Below are 15,355 nucleotides of genomic sequence, written 5' to 3' on the forward strand. Positions count from 1 at the left end.
CGGTCACCGCTATGAGCAAAGGGCGACGACGTCGTTGACCGCCCAATGGCCTTGGAGGAGGGGCACGAGGCCGAGGCGGGCCCGGCCGGGTCACCGCCAGCCTCAACTTGGTGGCGCCCGACCGCCGGGCCCACGTCTCGATCACCGCGACCAGGAGATCACCGACGCCGCAGCCCCGGGCCTCGGGGCTGACCCATACCGATCTCAGCTCGCACGTATCGCTGTTGACGGGAAGCCCACTGGCCATTCCCACCACCTGCTCGTGCACAAGCGCGACGACGTTGTGAGCCCCGGGCATGGTCAGACGCGCGCGCTACCGTTCTTCCCCACCGCGGTGCCAGTCCTCGAGCCGGGACTTGAAGGAGTGCGGAGCCTCAGCCAGCGCAGCGAGGCGAGCGTCCCGCCACAATGGCCAGTCGTCAGTCGTGAGAACCGGCAGGGTCTTTCCGGCGATCTCGATCGTCCTGGACGCGTGGTTGACGCGGTTCTTGGGAGGCTGCTCCCCGGCCATGTGCACTCCTTGTCAGGTCCTGCGACGGGCTTACGGGGCGGCGTGCTGCGCGGGGCAGTACGTGTCGTGCGCTGGCCGTTTCCCGGCGACCAGGTAGTCGGTCACGGCGTCGTTTCCGCAGGCGTTCGGGCCCGACAGGTAGGCCACGTGCCCGCCCTGGTCGACGGTGATCATCCGGGCCCGCTCGCCCAGGGCCCGGCGCGTCCGCAGCGCCCCGGGCAGCGGGGTCGCCGGATCGCGGAGGTTCTGCACCATGAGCACGTCGGAAGGCCCCCGATCGGTGATCTTCACCTTTGGCTCCGCCGGGGCCGGCCAGAAGGCGCACGGCCTGATGTTGGCCGCGAACGCGCCGTACATCGGGTAGCGGGCACGGTCGGCTGCGACGTTGTGCTGATAGGTCGTCAGGGCCGTCGGCCAGCGGGAGTCGCCGCAGATCACCCCGAGGTAGGCGGCGGGGTAGTTGTCGCTGTACGCGCCGCCGCCGACGTCGCCGGAACCCGGGGGCGGCTGGTTCGTGTCCAGGGCGTGCCAGATGGCGGCGAGGCCGGCGAGGTCGCTGTCCGCGCGCATCATCGCCGCGGTGACGACGCGGAAGGTCGTGCCGTCGTACCCGTGTACGGGCTTGTTGTCGAGACGCGCGGCGAGTTGGAAGTACTTCTCGCGTACCGCGGCCGGTGTACCACCCAGGTGGTACTGCCGGGGTGCGGCTGCGGCGAACTTCGCGAAGTCGGGGAAGCGGGTCTCGAAGCCCGCGCCCTGGCTGCGCAGCGCTTCGGCATCGTAGCCCTCGGGCGGCAGGCTGCTGTCGAGCACGATGCGGTCGCCTCGGTGGGGGAAGAGGGTGGTGTACACCGCGCCGAGGTAGGTGCCGTAGGACTCGCCGTAGTACGAGATCTTCGGCGCGCCCAGTGCTGCCCGGATCCGGTCCATGTCCCGCGCGGTGTTCGCGGTGGTGATGTACGGCAGCAGGTCCGCGGTTTTCGACGTGGCGCACTGTGTGGCGAGCCTCTTCGCGGTAGCGGCCTGCTGCGCCACGTCGGCGGCGTTGCCCGGGGTGGGTGGATTGGCCGCCACCTCACCCTGAGCACGAGTGAATCCGCAGGTCAGAGGAGTGCTGTGGCCGACGCCGCGTGGATCGAAACCGATCACGTCGTAGCGGTCACGCACCTTCTTGGGCAGCTTCAGCAATGCGGGAACGGGGAGCCCCGGCAGGCCGGGGCCCCCGGGGTTGAGCAGGAGTACGCCGCGCCTCTCGGCCGGCTTCGTGCTCGCCAGACGGGACACCTCGACATCGATCGTCCGCCCGTCGGGGTGGCGGTAGTCGAGCGGCACCGCGAGCCTCGCGCACCGCAGTGCCGCCTCCGTCGGACCGGGGCACGCGCCCCACCGCAGTGGCGACCGGGACGGCGCGCCCGCCTGCGACCGGGACGGCATGCCTGCCGTGTCCATCTGCGATATGCCCGCGGTCACCGCCGCCGCGCCCACCGTGACGGCGAGCGCCGCGAGCCAGGTCCTGCGCATGGTTGTTCTCCTCACTTCGAGACTTCGGGAGGGCAGTGGGTGTCGGCCCGCTCGGGCCGGAGCGTCAGCCGCCCGCGAGGGAGGCCGGCCGGACGGCCGTCGCTGCCCGCTTGCGCCGCCTGCGCAGCAGCACGACGACGAGCGCGAAGACCTGGAGCACGAGTTCCAGGCCCGGCAGGTCGGCGGTCGCCTCGGAGCGGACGTGTCCGGTGCGGCGGATCGTGCCGGCGGGCTCACCGTCGTCGCCGATCATGGTGTGCTCCCGGTCTGCCGCCGTGGTCTGCCGGAACGGGATGACTTGCCCAGAGCACGTCATGTTCCAGCTTCGGCGCACCCGGTCCGTGGTCGCGACGGCGGTCCCGTCGGAGTCGAGCAGTTCGTGGACACCACTGAAGCGGTGCGTGCGGACGACGTAGTCGACCCCGCGCAGTGTGAACCGCGCGCCGATGTGGCCTGTGCGCAACGAGAACGTCGTCAGCGCCCGGCCGTCCTCGGTGAGCTCGTATTCCTGGGCCGGCAGATGGATCCTCTTCGCGTGCAACATGCCCTCATCGCAGCATCGGCCCGCCGGCCGGACCCATGTCATTTGTCATGCATGACCGGTGACAATCCAAACAGGGGCGCCGGTCATGGGTGGGCCATGCTTGCCTGCATGACCCTGCATCACCCCCCGGGCCACCGCTTGGGCGTCCCGCGGCAGCCCGGTCTTAACATGACCGACGTGGGTGCACGCGATCCGGACGAGTTCTCCGTCGACCAGTGGCCGGACTGGAGTTTCTGGAAGGACCAGCCGGACAGCCCCCGGGCAGGCGGCCGGGGCCGCGTGGCGGTCACCACGGCCACGGCGCTGGCCTCCCTCACCTTGATCGCACGGGCCGAGGACATCGCGCACGGCACCAAAAATCCCCTGCTCACCGCGCTCGCGATCGGCCTCGTCGCCTGCTACGGCATCGGCTGCATCCTGGCGCCCTGGTACGGGCCGGCGGCGCTGCGCCGGGTGCGCATCGCCATCGTGGCCGTGATGTTCCTGCTCGGCGCGGCACCGGCGGTGCTTCTTGCGTCGCCGTCCTACCTGACCGATCTGACCTATGCCCTCTCGATCGGACTCATGCTGCTGCCGCTGCGCCATGCGCTGCTGCTCGGCCTCGTCACGGTGCTGGGGCAGATCGTCTGGATGCGCCTCGCCCAGGGCGAGGTGGCCTGGGCGCAGGTGGCCATCCTCGTCGGCGTGACCGCGGCACTCGGCACCGTCTTCGCGCTCAACTTCACGATCGGTCACCTGCGGGCCGCGCGCGAGCAGGTCAAGAGGCTGGCCGTGAACCAGGAACGGGAACGGGTCGCCCGGGACATGCACGACATCCTCGGCCACACCCTCTCCACGATGACCGTCAAACTGGGGCTGACGCGGCGCATTCTGGAGTCCTCCGCAGACGTGGCCGTCGCCGTCGGCCAGGTCACCGAGCTGGAGAACATGGCGCGCACGGCGCTGTCCGACGTGCGGGCCACCATTTCGGACTACCGCACCCTGTCGCTGGACAGCGAGCTCGCCGGCGCCCGCATGGCGCTGCGTGCCGCCGGCATACGGGCCGATCTGCCCGCCGCGACCGACACCGTGCGCGCCGAGCTGCGCGAGGTCTTCGGCTACGTCGTGCGCGAGGCGGTCACCAACGTGCTGCGGCACTCCGACGCCGAACTGTGCACCGTCCGCATCGGGCCCGACCGGGTCGAGGTCACCGACAACGGCAGTTCCACCGGCCAGGCGAGCGCCGGGAACGGTCTCACCGGCCTCACCGAACGGCTGGCCGCGGTGTCGGGCACCCTCGAACACGGGCCTGCCCCCGGCGGCGGGTTCCGGGTCGTCGCCCGCGGGCCGGCCCCGGCGAGCCCCCTCGTACCTCCGCAGGAAGCCGAACCGACATGATCCGTGTCCTGCTGGCAGACGACCAGGCACTCGTACGCGGCGCTCTTGCGGCCGTGCTCCGGCTGGAGCCCGACATCGACGTGGTCGCCGAGATCGGCATCGGCACCGAGGTGCTGGCCGCCGCGCAGCGGACCGTGCCCGACATCGCGCTGCTCGACGTACAGATGCCCGGCCGGGACGGCCTGACCGTCGCCGCCGATCTCCAGCGGGCGCTGCCCGGCTGCCGCACCATCATCTGCACGACCTTCAGCCGGCCCGGCTACCTCTCGCGGGCGATGTCCGCGGGCGCGGCCGGATACGTCGTGAAGGACTCCCCGCCCGAACAACTGGTTGACGCGATCCGCCGCGTCCACGCCGGCCTGCGCTTCGTGGATCCGGCCCTCGCCGCGGAAGCGCTGGCCGGCGGCGCGAGCCCGCTGACCGGGCGTGAGGCGGACGTGCTGCGCGCCGCCGCCGAGGGCGGCACCGTGGCCGACATCGCCAAGGCGCTCCGGCTGTCCCAGGGCACCGTGCGCAACCACCTGTCGTCGGCGATCGGCAAGACGCAGGCCCGTACCCGCGCCGAGGCGGCCCGGCTCGCGGAGACCAACGGCTGGCTGTGACCGCCGCGCCGTCCAGCAGGCCCTGGTCGGCCGGACATACCGCCAACGGAGAGGCTGTCGGATTCTCATTGCGTCGCGCGCTGAGCGACGGCGTTTGCCCTGTACGAGGCGGTGTCCCGTGTTCCGTTCGAGTCGGTGCTCCCGGTACGGCGGTTCACGTCGTACCGCGGGCAGCGGCACTTCACGGGCTGATGGTGGGCGGCAACGACCGAGTCGCTGGTCGGGGGGCGGGGCATGGGGTGTGTGATCGGCGAGGTCTCGATGAGTCTCCGCCGTACGGACGGGGAGACCGATGAGGACCTGATCTGGTCCACGACGGGCATCGACGTCTTCGAGCCCTCGATCCTCTGTTGAAGCCCTTCGACGCGCACGAGGGGCCAAGATCGTGACACGGAATGCCGGGCCAGCTGAATGAGACAACGCGAGAACTCGCAGGTCTTCATGACGGGACGGGACATTCCATTCGGGGACCTACACCCGCCCAAGAATTCTTCGGCGGCCCAAGTGCGGGGATTCAGCAGTAGATTTCCACGTGGTTGGCTACGTTGGCTCCGTCCAGGCCCCGGGCCTGCCACCGATTTACCGTATCCGTGGAGCCATTGTTGTAGAAGATCTTGAAGGGGTTGCCGTGGGCCTCGGCCCATGTGAACTTGTCGTTAAGGGTGTGGTAACCGCAGCCCTCGAAGACCCAGACTTTGCCCGCGTAGACGCCCTGCGCAAAGGTCAGGCAGGCTCTGCCGGGTAGGCAGGTGTCATACATTCCGTCTGCTGCGGCCGGGCCGGCGCTGGCGAGCACACCGGTGGCAGTGAGGGTAAGGGCGGCGGCAGTGCTTGCGATGGCCTTTCTGCTGATTCTGAACATCAGTATCAAAACCTTTCGTTGTCTCCACGACACGCTAAGCAGGACGACACGCTAAGCAGGCGGTGACCTTCTCACAAGGGCGCTTTTGGGACACGAGGTCGGGCCGGCGCCGCGTCCGCCGCGAACCCGCTCCCCGGCCGTCAGCCCGCCGTCATCGGAATACCTCACCCTCGTTGTCGAAATTGGTCGCAACCCCCCTGGCTTCAGAGACGGGGAATCCGACCACAGCGAAATGCACGACCTCGCCGATCAGGCTCTCGACGCTCGTTGGAGCGAAATCCTTGCCGCGCTCCGATCCTGGTAAGCAAGGCCCGACTGACTGCTGTCCAACTCACCTACTGCGCCGGGAACTTCCGACCCGACCGGCCGCGTGGGCAGGCTTGGCGAGGTCACGGCGGAGGATGTCGTCGCGGGTGTCGCAGTGGTGGTGTCCTCCAGGAGCGCGGGTGCCGTCCGGACAGGCCGCGCCGAAGTCCTTCCCCCGGCCGGTCGTGGCCCCCTCGGGGCCGGCCAGGCACGTCGCCGCAGTCGGCTTCGACGCGGACTCGGGTCGGCTGACCGTACGCCCGGAGCCGTCGGCCTGGGTGACGAAAGCCCGGCTGGAGCAGGCCCGGGTCGTCGAGGCCGCCAACACGTCGGCGGGCCGGGAGGCCGTCCGGACCCAGCCCCAGCCCCGGACCCAGGCCCTGTGCAGCCACCGTGAACGGCCAGAAGCCCAGGTGGTCACAGCTGCCGCGAACCTTCTAGCCGAGCGGGTGGAACCCGGCGGGCAGGGACCTCAAAGACGAGTTCGAGACCGTCCTCCTCATCCCACTGCTCTCCAACCTCAACGAAGCCGAAGCCCGAGATCGTGGCCAGGGATGCCACGTTCCCGGGGCTGATCGCCGCCCGCACGGTTGTGACTGCGGTTTCGGCTGCTGCCCGGCGCAGCAACTCGACCAGCGTGGATCGGGCGTATCCCCGGCGGCGGAAGTCAGGAGCGACGGAGTAGCCGATCTCGACCATGCCGGCCTCGTCGGGCGGTCCGTGGAACCCCGCATGTCCGACGACGAGACCCTGGTCGCCAACGACCGCTTGCGGCACCATCCACCGCGCATGACCGGGATCGGCGGCCATCTGGTCGAGCCGGAACCGCCACAGCCACCGTGCTCTGTCGGTCACGAAGTACTCGGTCAGTTCAACTCCGGCCATTCTGCTGGCTCCGGACAGGTCTCCATCGAGCAATACGGACATCGTCCCGCCGGACAGCTCGACGAAACGGACGTGTCTCGGGCTCCGGGGGAGCGGACTCTGGTGATCGGCTTCATCAGTCACCCGCGGATGCTCGCCGACTCACTCGAAGGCGTCCAACGATTTTGACGCGATACGGCAAAGCGGCCCGCGGCATTGTCCACCACCGCAAGCCCACCCCGGTGAACGTTCCTGGTCACGGCAGTAGCGAGGCAGGGCCGGGCCGCTGCGGGCAAGGGCAGACCTGGCGATGGGGACGACGCCGATGTCGCGCTCGTGCGCGTCACCAAAGGCGAGACGCCAGCCGTTCGAGGCGGCGGTGGAGGACAGCGACGGGGCCGGTCGCGTTGCCGATGGTGAAGGCGGAGACGTTGCCGGCGCTGGCCAGGGTCTGGCGCCTGGCGCCCGCCGCCCATCCAACAGCGGCGCCGGAGGGGCTGCCCGACCAGTAGCGCGTCGCAGCTACCGCGCCCGCTGTCCTGCTCTCCGCGAGCTCCGCCTTCGCCGACGCCAAGCCCTCGGCGCAGACGCAGCAGAAGCCGACCTACGCGCAGTTGCAGAAGGCCGCCGAAGACGCGAAGAGGGCGTATGAGGAAGCGGTCGCCGCCCATGAGGCCGAAGCCGAGAAGGCCGCCGATGCCAAGGCGGATGCGGACACCAAGCGCGAGGCGGCCCGGGAGGCACTGGACGATGCCCGGGTAGCCGCGCTTCGGGAGTGGAGCAAGGTCCAACACGCCCTGGCCGACGCCCGCAAGGCCAGGGAAGCGGCCGACAAGGCGCTCGCGACCGCTCGGGAGTGTGTGAGGGTGCCGGGCCTGACCGTCCTTGCGAACAACCTGCCCTCGAAGGTTGTCGCCGGGAACACGGTCGACTTCTCGTTCACGGTGGCCAACGCCACCGACCGGACGCTGAACGTGGACCCGCTGGTCTTCTTCCGCCTGGTAGCCACGAACCAGTACCAGCACTTCATGAAGGTGCAGTGGTCCAATGGCCCCGGCTGGCAGGAGCTGAGCCGCGAGGGCAGCTCCCACATTGCCTCCGTCAAGGCCATGAAGCCCGGTGCCCGCACTGACGTGAAGATGCGCATGGCGATCGCAGCGGGGCTCCGGCCGACAAGTCATTCGCCCTCTTCGCGGGCGATGCCTCCGACCAGTACAACCCGTGCGTCCTCGGCCCGATGAAGCGCTACAACTTCGAGGTGCTGCCGGCCGGCAGCAAGCCAGGCAAGGTCGACGCCGCCGGTGGCCTCGCCAAGACCGGTTCGTCGTCCGCCGTGCCGCAGCTCGCCCTCGCGGGGGGCGCCGCCGTGCTGCTCGGCACCGGGGCGGTCTTCGCCGTACGCCGCCACCGCGGGACCAGGGGCACCAACTGACCGACGGACCAGGCAGGGCCCGCATCCGAGCTGGATGCGGGCCCCGAACGGTGGCCGGATCGATGCGCGCGTACCAGGTATCCCGGTACGCGGCGGCCAGTTGCTCCGCCATGGCGTGGCGCACAATGACCTCGGCCGGAAACGACGCCTACGGCGTGTGCAAGGCCCCGCTCGTCCACGCGGCGCGCAGCGCCTTCTTGTCCACCTTGCCGACCGTGGTCGTCGGCAACTGGTCGAGCAGCACCGTCTTCCGGGGCCTGTACAGCTCTCCCAACTCGGCGGTCACCGCCGCGCCGACCGCGTCCGGGTCGATATCGGCGCCCTCGGCCGTGGCCAGGAAGATCTGCACGGCCTCCCCGTACTCCTCGTCCGGCATCCCCAGCGCCGCCGCGTTGCGCACCCCGGGCAGCGTGAGCAGGAAGTCCTCCAGGACCCGGGAGTAGACGTTGTCGCTGGTGCTGCCGGTGACGATGATGTCCTTGGCCCGGTCGACGAGATAGAGGTATCCCTCGGCGTCGAGATAGCCCATGTCCCCGGTGTGCAGCCAGCCGTCGTGCAGTGCCGCCGCGGTGCGCTCCGGGTCCTCGTAGTAGCCGAGCATCACCGTCTCGCCGCGGACACACACCTCGCCGACCTGCCTGGCGGGCAGCGCCGCCGGGCTGTCCTCACCACGGATCTCGATCTCGGCGTCGGAGATGGCGCGACCGCAGCTGCGCCAGAGCTCGGGCCGCCGGGCGGCCTCCGAGGCGAGGTCCTCCGCACCGAACGTGGTGATACCGAGCGCTTCCGACTGCCCGTAGACCTGGCTGAGCACCGGCCCGAAGACCTCGACCGCCTGTTGCAGCCGGCTGGGCGAGGTGGCCGCGCCGCCGACGGCGATCCGCCGCAGTGCGGGCAGGGCGCCCGGCTCGCACTCCGGGTGGTCGAGAACCGCGTACAGCATGGGCGGTACGAACACGGTGGCGGTGATCCGCTCCTCGCGCAGTACCGTCAGCGCCGCGCCCGCTTCGAACTCGGGCAGCACGACGAGGGCGGATCCTGTCAACAGAGCCTGGACCGAGGTGAGGTGGCCGCTGCCGTGGGTGAGCAGGGTGGAGGCGAGCACCCGGTCCGTGCCCGGGGCCATGGTCGGGAAGAACGTGGGGCGGGAGTCCTGCGGGGCGTCCTCCACCATGTCCACCAGCATGTCGTAGAGCCGGTGGCTGTGCGCGGCGAGCTTGGGTCGGCCCAGGGTGCCGCCGGTGTAGAGAACGGTGATGGCCTCGTCAACTCCCGGGGCGGGCACGCCGTCGGGGCGTATCTCCGGGCACTCGTCCGCCAGGGCCAGCAGGTCCGTGCACCGCTGCTCACAGGGCCCGAGGCTGAGCAGTGCGGGGGCGTGGACGCTGCGGCCTGCCGCGTCGGCGGCGCGTTGCGCGAAGAGCGGGTCGGTGACCACGGCGCGCGCCCGGGACTGCTCGACCAGCGCGGCGAGCTCGCCGGGCCCTGGCTCGGGAGGCAGGAACACGACGCGGCAGCCGATGAGATGGACGGCGAGCTGCACCAGGACGGAGTCCACGCGATTGGCCAGGAACAGCCCCACTCCGTCGCCGGGCGCGAGCCCCTGCCCGCGCAGCGCGTGCCCCAACCTGAACAGCCGCCGCCGAGCCTCGCCCCTGGTCAGCCGCCGCGCTCCCTGGACGAGCGCCTCGGCGCCCTCGTCCTGGTACCAGTGCTCCAGAATGCGGTCCACGTACGTCTGCGGCTCGGATGTTTCCTGTGCGTTAATGATCATCAACATATCCAAACATGCCGCTCAGACACCGTGGCATCGCGGGAGCCACCTTCGGCCAAGGGAGCCGGGTTGCGGACTGCCGTCCGCCGCCGATGTCACCGGCACCTACGTCACCTGCACCTACGTCACCGACTGGGCCACTGCCGAACTCCGCTGGAAGCTCACCGACGACCGCGCCGAGCTCAAGGCACTCCGCAGGACCGCTGTCCAATGCCCCGCCGCGACGGTCACGTTCACTTCCGCGCCGTAGAGGCCGGTCGGCAAGGCGAGAACTGCGGTGATGCCCAGTGGCAGTCCGCGAGGGGGAGTTGTCGGCGTAGGCGGTCGATACCCGGGAATAGAAGGGGTGCTAGGGGTGTGACCAGCGGTTTTATCCATATGGCTGGCGTCGGTCCACGCGGTGCGCCAACGGCACCGAGCCGTTCCCCGGAGTTCATTTCGCCCGCATTTCACCCGCATTTCGCAGGGCTCAGGAGGCGCGTGGACCACCGCTGACGCGGCTTCCCGTGCCGGACGCCGACTCCACCGTTCGCCCGGCAGACCCCTGTTCCCGTACGCGGCCGTCCCCGTCACCGGCAACGCACACGACAACGCACACGACAACGCACACGGCCGGGCCTCGTGCCCGCGGGAAGTGCGGAACGCGAGGCCCGGCCGTGTGCGTGGCAGGGCGGAGCCGGTGTCAGATGCCGGGGTCGTCCTCGGTGAGGGCGATCTGGATGACCGTGCGGGGCGACTGGCGGCGGACCAGGACACCGCGGCCCGGGGGACGGGGTTCGGCTCGTTCCCCGCTGATGAGGGCGCCTTCCTTGGGGTCGCCCGACAGGACGAGGCCGGCGGCGCCCAGTTCGCGGGCGCGGGTCAGCAGGGGCTCGGTCAGGGCGGTGCGGCCGAAGCCGGATACCCGGCGTGCGGCGATCAGGTGGAAGCCCAGTTCCCTGGCCTGCGGGAGGTAGTCGACGAGCGGGGCGAGCGGGGAGTTGCGTCCGTTGCCCACCAGGTCGTAGTCGTCGACCACGACGTACAGTTCCGGCCCCTCCCACCAGCTGCGGTCGCGCAGTTGGGCGGCGGTCACGTTGGGCGGCGGCAGCCGCTCGGCGAGCTTCTGGGCGACCTGTTCGGCATAGGCGGTGGCGGCGTTGCTGTCGCCCGCGTACGCGCCCAGGTGCTCGTCGGGGACCGCGCCGAGCAGCGCCCGCCGGTAGTCCACCACGATGAAGCGGGCCTCCCACGCCGAGTACCGCGCGGTCATTCCGGACAGCCAGGTGCGCAGGAACACCGACTTGCCGGAACCTGAGTCGCCGTACACCAGGAAGTGCGGCTCCGCGTCGCCCAGTTCGAGGTGGACGGGGCGCAGGTCGTGCTCCGCGATGCCGATCGGCACGCCGGGAAGGGCGGTCTCCTGCGCCGGGTCGGTGCCGGGCGGCGCGGGCAGCGCCGCCATCTCGGCGAGGGTGAGGTGCTCGGGGAGCATCCGGATCGGCGGGGCCACCACGGAAGGCCAGGACTCGGTGATCTTCGCCAACGCGTCCTCCTGGGCCTCGCCCAGACCCTCAAGCGTGTCCATGCCGTCCAGCCGCGGCAGCGCCACCTGGAACTGAATGCCGCCCGGAGCCAGGCCGCGGCCCGGCGCGGTGGCGGACGCGAAGCGGCGCGCCGCACGGCGGTCGACCTCGGACTCGGCCGGGTCGTTCAGCCGCAGCTCAAGCCGTGCCGCGATGCTGTCCCGCAGCGCCATCCGCAGGTCGGCCCAGCGGTTGGCGGTCAGCACCAGATGGACACCCACGCCCAGGCCACGCGCCGCGACGTCCAGCACGACGGCGTCGATGTCCACCTGGTTCTGCAACTCGCCCCGCAGGCCCGCCCAGTTGTCCAGGACCAGGAAGACGTCAGCGGTGCGCACACCGGCCGGCAGGTCGCCCGCCGTGCGGCGGCGCCTGAACTCCTCCGCCGAGTCGATCCCCAGGTCACGGAAGAGCTTCTCGCGCTCCGATACCAGCTGGGACACCTCGGCCAGCGCCCGCCGTGCCCGGTCCGTGTCGTGCCGCCCGACGACACCGCTGACGTGCGGCGCCCGCTCGTACGGCAGCAGCGAGCCGCCGCCGAAGTCGAGGCAGAGGAACTGCACCTCATCCGGCGAGTGCGTGATCATCGCGGACAGCATCAGCGAGCGCAGGAACATGCTCTTGCCCGACTGCGGCGCGCCGACCAGGGCCAGATGCCCGTACTCGTGCGCGAAGTCCGGCACCACCGGGTGCTGTTGCTGCATCACCGGGACGTCCGCCACACCGATCGGGAAGCGCAGCTCGCCGTGGTGCGGCCACCACTGCGCGCGCAGCCCCTCGCCCGGGTTGCCCGCCAGCGGTCCCGTGAGGGCGTCCAGCGGCAGCGCCCTGGGCAGTGGCGGCAGCCACACCTGGTGCACGGCCTGCCCGGCCCGCAGCAGCCGCTCCACCAGGACCTGCATCTCGGTCGGCCCGGTGAGCAGCGGCCGGGGCCGCGTCTCGGGCGCAGGCTCGGGCGCCGCGTCCGGGTCGGGCGCGCGCCGCAGCCCGAACGGCACCGGGCTGGTGGGCACCGGGCCCTCGACGGCGAGCCGTTCCTCCGTGGTCTGGTGCGGGCCCGACACGTGCGCCACCCGGAACCGCTCGTAGACCGAGTCGGCGACCTTGAGGTACGCCGAGCCGGGAATGGGCGGCAGCTGGTAGGCGTCCGGCGTGCCGATGACCGAACGGGACTCGGCGGCCGAGAAGGTACGCAGGCAGATCCGGTAGGAGAGGTTGGACTCCAGACCCCGCAGCTTGCCTTCCTCCAGGCGCTGGGTGGCCAGCAGCAGATGGATGCCGAGGGAGCGGCCGACCCGGCCGATCTGGACGAACAGGTCGATGAAGTCCGGTCGGCTGGAGAGCAGTTCGCCGAACTCGTCGACGATGACCAGGAGGTAGGGCAGCGGCTCCAGGGGCTTGCCGTCGGGCCCGGTCTGGCCTGCGGCGCGGCGCAGCTGGTACTCGCGCACGTTGTCGAGGTTTCCGGCGTCCCGCAGCAGCTTCTGCCGCCGCTGCTGCTCGCCCTGGAGCGCGTCACGCACCCGGTCGACCAGCGCCAGATCGTCGACCAGGTTGGTGATCAGGCCCGCCACGTGCGGCAGTTCGGTGACACCGGCGAAGGTGGCGCCGCCCTTGAAGTCCACCAGGACGAAGCTGAGCAGGTCGGGGGAGTGGATCGCGGTCAGGCCGCCGACCAGGGTGCGCAGCAGCTCACTCTTGCCGGAACCGGTGGCGCCGACCACCAGACCGTGCGGGCCCATGCCGCCCTGCGCCGCCTCCTTGAGGTCGAGGGGCAGCGGACGGCCCTCCGCGTCGAAGCCGACGGGGAAGCGCAGCACGTCTTCGGAGTCCGGCTCGATCCACAGGTCTTCCGGCTCGAAGGAGTCGAGGTCGGGGACGCCCAGCAGGTTCGGCAGCGACATGGTCTGGGCGAGGATCTCCTCGCCCTCGGCGGACAGCCGCAGCGGCGCCAGGGCGCGGGCGGTGGCCGCGCACAGCGCGGGGCTCGGCTCGTCGGCGACCGCGGCCTCCACGGGGGAGGCGACGGTGCGGTTGTCGGAGCGACGGCTCTCGACGGTCAGGTCGCCCCCGTCGGTCACCCGGACCCGGACGTCGGCACGGTTCGGCTCGTCCGCCTCACGGTTCACCACGCAGATCACCGTGACACCGGTGCCGGTACCGGCCTCCGCCAGCAACTGCGTGGCGACCGCCGAGCGGGCCCAGGCGCTGCGCGGGTCGTAGCCGTCGAGCAGGACGATCAGCCGGCGACGGCTGTCGCTGTTGTCCCGGCTGGTGGCGAAGGTGCGCCGGGCGGCGGCGGCCTGTTCCTTGGCGGCGGTCAGCCAGGCGTCGAGGCGGTCGGCGACACCGTCGAAGTCCTCGGCGACCAGCGGCACCACACCCGCCTCGCCGGACGCGTCGTTCTCGTGGGTGTGCGGCAGCCACTTGGCCCACTCCCAGTCGGCGTCCTCCGCGCCGCCGGTGACCACCGTGAGGCAGACATCGTCCGGCGCGTGCAACACGGCGACCTGGGTGAGCAGCGCACGGGCCACCCCACGGGCACGGTCGGCCGGGCCCAGCACGCTGACCACACCTGACCTGTCGAGGTCCACGGTGGCCGGCTGGTGGCCGACCGTCGCGGTGCCCTCGATCAGCCGGTCGGCGGCGGAGCGGGCCCGCGCGTCGTACTCGACCGTCGGGTCGTTACGGGCGGCCAGCCGGATCGGCGTGGACAGCGGCGCGCGGCCGGTGCCGAGCCGTACCCGCAGGAAGTCGGGGTCGGCGGGGCGGCGCTCCCACACCCGGCGGCGCCGGCGGGCGATGGCCCACAGGCGGTGCGGGGAAGGGTGCTGCCAGGCCGCGACGGTGCGCTGGTCGGACGCGACCTGACGGGCCGTCCGCCGTACCTCGACGAGGTGCTCCAGATACCGGTCGCGGGCGCTCAGCTTCTGCTTGCGCTGGTTGCCGCGCATCTGCATGCGCACACCGAAGGTGAGACCGATGGAGAGCAGGACGAAGGAGATGCCGAGCAGGATCAGCATCTTCTTGCCGGCGACGATCATGTAGGCGGCCATGCTGATGCTGGAAAGCAACGGCATCAGCAGCATCAGCCAGTTGGCGCTGGAGTCCTTGCCGACCGGCTGTGGCGGCGCGGCCACCACCACCGGATCGGTCGGCAACTGCGGCGGGGCGACCCGGGCTGGGCGGTGGAAGACGATCCGCGACATCAGGGCTCTCTGTGCAGGGAGGTGGGGCGGCAGAAGACGGTGCGGGGGTGCCCGCTGACCGGCCGGTCAGCGCGGCGCTGAGCCGTCCTGGGACGGGGCCGAGGCGTCCGGGGCGGCCGTGGACGGTGCCGGGCCGCCGGGAGCCGGGCCCGCGGGCCGGTTCCGCTGGCTCTGCTCGGTGTGCTCGCGCAGCCCCACCGCCAGGTTCGTCAGCCCCTCCGCGAACTGACCGACCCGCTCGGAGTGCCGCTCCTTGACGGACAGCTGCGCGGCATCGACGGCCTGGATGACCAGACCGGCCAGGGTCTCCGGATCGTCCGGGTCGATCACCGAAGGGTCGATCCGCAGGGAGGTCAGCCGGCCTTCACCGGTGACCGTCGCGGTGACCAGGCCACCGCCGCCGTGGCCGGTCGCCTGATCCGCGCTCAGGCTCTCGCCCAGGCCGGAGAGATGGCCTTGGAGGTGACGCATCCGGTCGGTGAGGGCCGCGAGGTCGATCGGGTCGGGCATGGGTGGTGCTCCTCGTGCGGGGCGGGGGACGACGCGGACGTACCGGCACACGACGGGCGCGGGCGGCCACGCGGGCACGCCTGCCTTCGAGCGCGCCGGCACCACAGGGGTGGCCGAACGCAGGGGGAACGGCATCGGTCCACGCCCATCCTCCCGCCCGGCCGCGGACCTGCCCAGATCCCTGTTCGGGGACCTCCGAGCCGGGACCTGCGCAAATCCGCCCGGCGACGTGGGGGTGTCCGGCCGGTGAACCCGCCCGACACCCCCACCGCGACCCG

General features: G+C 71.2%; 12 protein-coding genes and 1 pseudogene. 5 read left to right on the forward strand and 8 right to left on the reverse strand.

Going from position 1 to position 15,355, the window contains the following annotated elements:
• Positions 1-79 precede the first annotated feature (79 nt).
• From ACGFNI_RS24480 to ACGFNI_RS24490, 3 genes and pseudogenes are all read right to left on the reverse strand, one after another.
• Positions 80-439, reverse strand: a pseudogene (locus ACGFNI_RS24480) (GNAT family N-acetyltransferase); the annotation flags it as partial.
• A 102-nt stretch (positions 440-541) separates the two neighbouring features.
• Positions 542-2,032 carry an alpha/beta hydrolase gene (locus ACGFNI_RS24485; protein WP_393686772.1) on the reverse strand — a complete coding sequence of 497 codons (1,491 nt, stop codon included), beginning with the start codon at positions 2,030-2,032 and terminating at the stop codon, positions 542-544.
• A gap of 64 nt (positions 2,033-2,096) precedes the next feature.
• Positions 2,097-2,576, reverse strand: a complete 480-nt coding sequence (locus ACGFNI_RS24490; protein WP_393686773.1) for a hypothetical protein — start codon at positions 2,574-2,576, stop codon at positions 2,097-2,099.
• A gap of 168 nt (positions 2,577-2,744) precedes the next feature.
• On the opposite strand from ACGFNI_RS24490, the gene ACGFNI_RS24495 reads away from it, so the two are divergent.
• Both ACGFNI_RS24495 and ACGFNI_RS24500 read left to right on the forward strand, forming a co-directional pair.
• Positions 2,745-3,953, forward strand: a complete 1,209-nt coding sequence (locus ACGFNI_RS24495) for a sensor histidine kinase (RefSeq protein WP_393686774.1) — start codon at positions 2,745-2,747, stop codon at positions 3,951-3,953.
• Positions 3,950-4,555: a response regulator gene (locus tag ACGFNI_RS24500; protein WP_393686775.1), complete on the forward strand. Its 606-nt coding sequence runs from the start codon at positions 3,950-3,952 to the stop codon at positions 4,553-4,555. Before ACGFNI_RS24495 ends, ACGFNI_RS24500 begins: the two co-directional genes overlap by 4 nt.
• A 514-nt stretch (positions 4,556-5,069) precedes the next feature.
• Here ACGFNI_RS24500 and ACGFNI_RS24505 read toward each other — a convergent pair.
• Positions 5,070-5,417 carry a hypothetical protein gene (locus ACGFNI_RS24505; protein WP_393686776.1) on the reverse strand — a complete coding sequence of 116 codons (348 nt, stop codon included), beginning with the start codon at positions 5,415-5,417 and terminating at the stop codon, positions 5,070-5,072.
• A 723-nt stretch (positions 5,418-6,140) separates the two neighbouring features.
• Positions 6,141-6,650: a GNAT family N-acetyltransferase gene (locus ACGFNI_RS24510; protein WP_393686889.1), complete on the reverse strand. Its 510-nt coding sequence runs from the start codon at positions 6,648-6,650 to the stop codon at positions 6,141-6,143.
• Positions 6,651-7,201: 551 nt separating this feature from the next.
• Here ACGFNI_RS24510 and ACGFNI_RS24515 point away from each other — a divergent pair.
• Both ACGFNI_RS24515 and ACGFNI_RS24520 read left to right on the forward strand, forming a co-directional pair.
• The gene (locus tag ACGFNI_RS24515) at positions 7,202-7,828 is read left to right on the forward strand and encodes a hypothetical protein (RefSeq protein WP_393686777.1); all 627 of its coding nucleotides are present in this window, start codon (positions 7,202-7,204) and stop codon (positions 7,826-7,828) included.
• Complete coding sequence (locus ACGFNI_RS24520) at positions 7,825-8,019, forward strand: LAETG motif-containing sortase-dependent surface protein (protein ID WP_393686778.1); 195 nt, start codon at positions 7,825-7,827, stop codon at positions 8,017-8,019. Before ACGFNI_RS24515 ends, ACGFNI_RS24520 begins: the two co-directional genes overlap by 4 nt.
• A gap of 148 nt (positions 8,020-8,167) precedes the next feature.
• On the opposite strand, the gene ACGFNI_RS24525 is transcribed toward ACGFNI_RS24520, so the two are convergent.
• Positions 8,168-9,793: a class I adenylate-forming enzyme family protein gene (locus ACGFNI_RS24525; protein WP_393686779.1), complete on the reverse strand. Its 1,626-nt coding sequence runs from the start codon at positions 9,791-9,793 to the stop codon at positions 8,168-8,170.
• Between ACGFNI_RS24525 and ACGFNI_RS24530 the strand changes: the two genes are divergently transcribed.
• Positions 9,786-10,043 (forward strand): hypothetical protein, encoded by a 258-nt coding sequence (locus ACGFNI_RS24530; protein ID WP_393686780.1) that lies wholly within the window; start codon positions 9,786-9,788, stop codon positions 10,041-10,043. The genes ACGFNI_RS24525 and ACGFNI_RS24530 overlap by 8 nt on opposite strands.
• 432 nt (positions 10,044-10,475) lie before the next feature.
• On the opposite strand, the gene eccCa is transcribed toward ACGFNI_RS24530, so the two are convergent.
• Complete coding sequence (eccCa, locus tag ACGFNI_RS24535; protein WP_393686781.1) at positions 10,476-14,567, reverse strand: type VII secretion protein EccCa; 4,092 nt, start codon at positions 14,565-14,567, stop codon at positions 10,476-10,478.
• A gap of 66 nt (positions 14,568-14,633) precedes the next feature.
• A complete protein-coding gene (locus ACGFNI_RS24540) occupies positions 14,634-15,077 on the reverse strand; it encodes a YbaB/EbfC family nucleoid-associated protein (protein WP_393686782.1) in 444 nt (147 codons plus the stop codon).
• Positions 15,078-15,355 lie beyond the last annotated feature (278 nt).

It is taken from the genome of Streptomyces sp. NPDC048644, assembly GCF_043199105.1.
Taxonomy (GTDB): Bacteria; Actinomycetota; Actinomycetes; order Streptomycetales; family Streptomycetaceae; genus Streptomyces.

Excerpts from the sequence above, each read along its gene's own strand:
- ACGFNI_RS24485 (WP_393686772.1), bottom strand. The coding sequence starts at position 2,032 with ATGCGCAGGACCTGGCTCGCGGCGCTCGCCGTCACGGTGGGCGCGGCG.
- ACGFNI_RS24490 (WP_393686773.1), bottom strand. The coding sequence starts at position 2,576 with ATGTTGCACGCGAAGAGGATCCATCTGCCGGCCCAGGAATACGAGCTC.
- ACGFNI_RS24495 (WP_393686774.1), top strand. The coding sequence starts at position 2,745 with ATGACCGACGTGGGTGCACGCGATCCGGACGAGTTCTCCGTCGACCAG.
- ACGFNI_RS24500 (WP_393686775.1), top strand. The coding sequence starts at position 3,950 with ATGATCCGTGTCCTGCTGGCAGACGACCAGGCACTCGTACGCGGCGCT.
- ACGFNI_RS24505 (WP_393686776.1), bottom strand. The coding sequence starts at position 5,417 with ATGTTCAGAATCAGCAGAAAGGCCATCGCAAGCACTGCCGCCGCCCTT.
- ACGFNI_RS24510 (WP_393686889.1), bottom strand. The coding sequence starts at position 6,650 with ATGTCCGTATTGCTCGATGGAGACCTGTCCGGAGCCAGCAGAATGGCC.
- ACGFNI_RS24520 (WP_393686778.1), top strand. The coding sequence starts at position 7,825 with ATGAAGCGCTACAACTTCGAGGTGCTGCCGGCCGGCAGCAAGCCAGGC.
- ACGFNI_RS24530 (WP_393686780.1), top strand. The coding sequence starts at position 9,786 with ATGATCATCAACATATCCAAACATGCCGCTCAGACACCGTGGCATCGC.
- ACGFNI_RS24525 (WP_393686779.1), bottom strand. The coding sequence starts at position 9,793 with ATGATCATTAACGCACAGGAAACATCCGAGCCGCAGACGTACGTGGAC.
- eccCa (WP_393686781.1), bottom strand. The coding sequence starts at position 14,567 with ATGTCGCGGATCGTCTTCCACCGCCCAGCCCGGGTCGCCCCGCCGCAG.
- ACGFNI_RS24540 (WP_393686782.1), bottom strand. The coding sequence starts at position 15,077 with ATGCCCGACCCGATCGACCTCGCGGCCCTCACCGACCGGATGCGTCAC.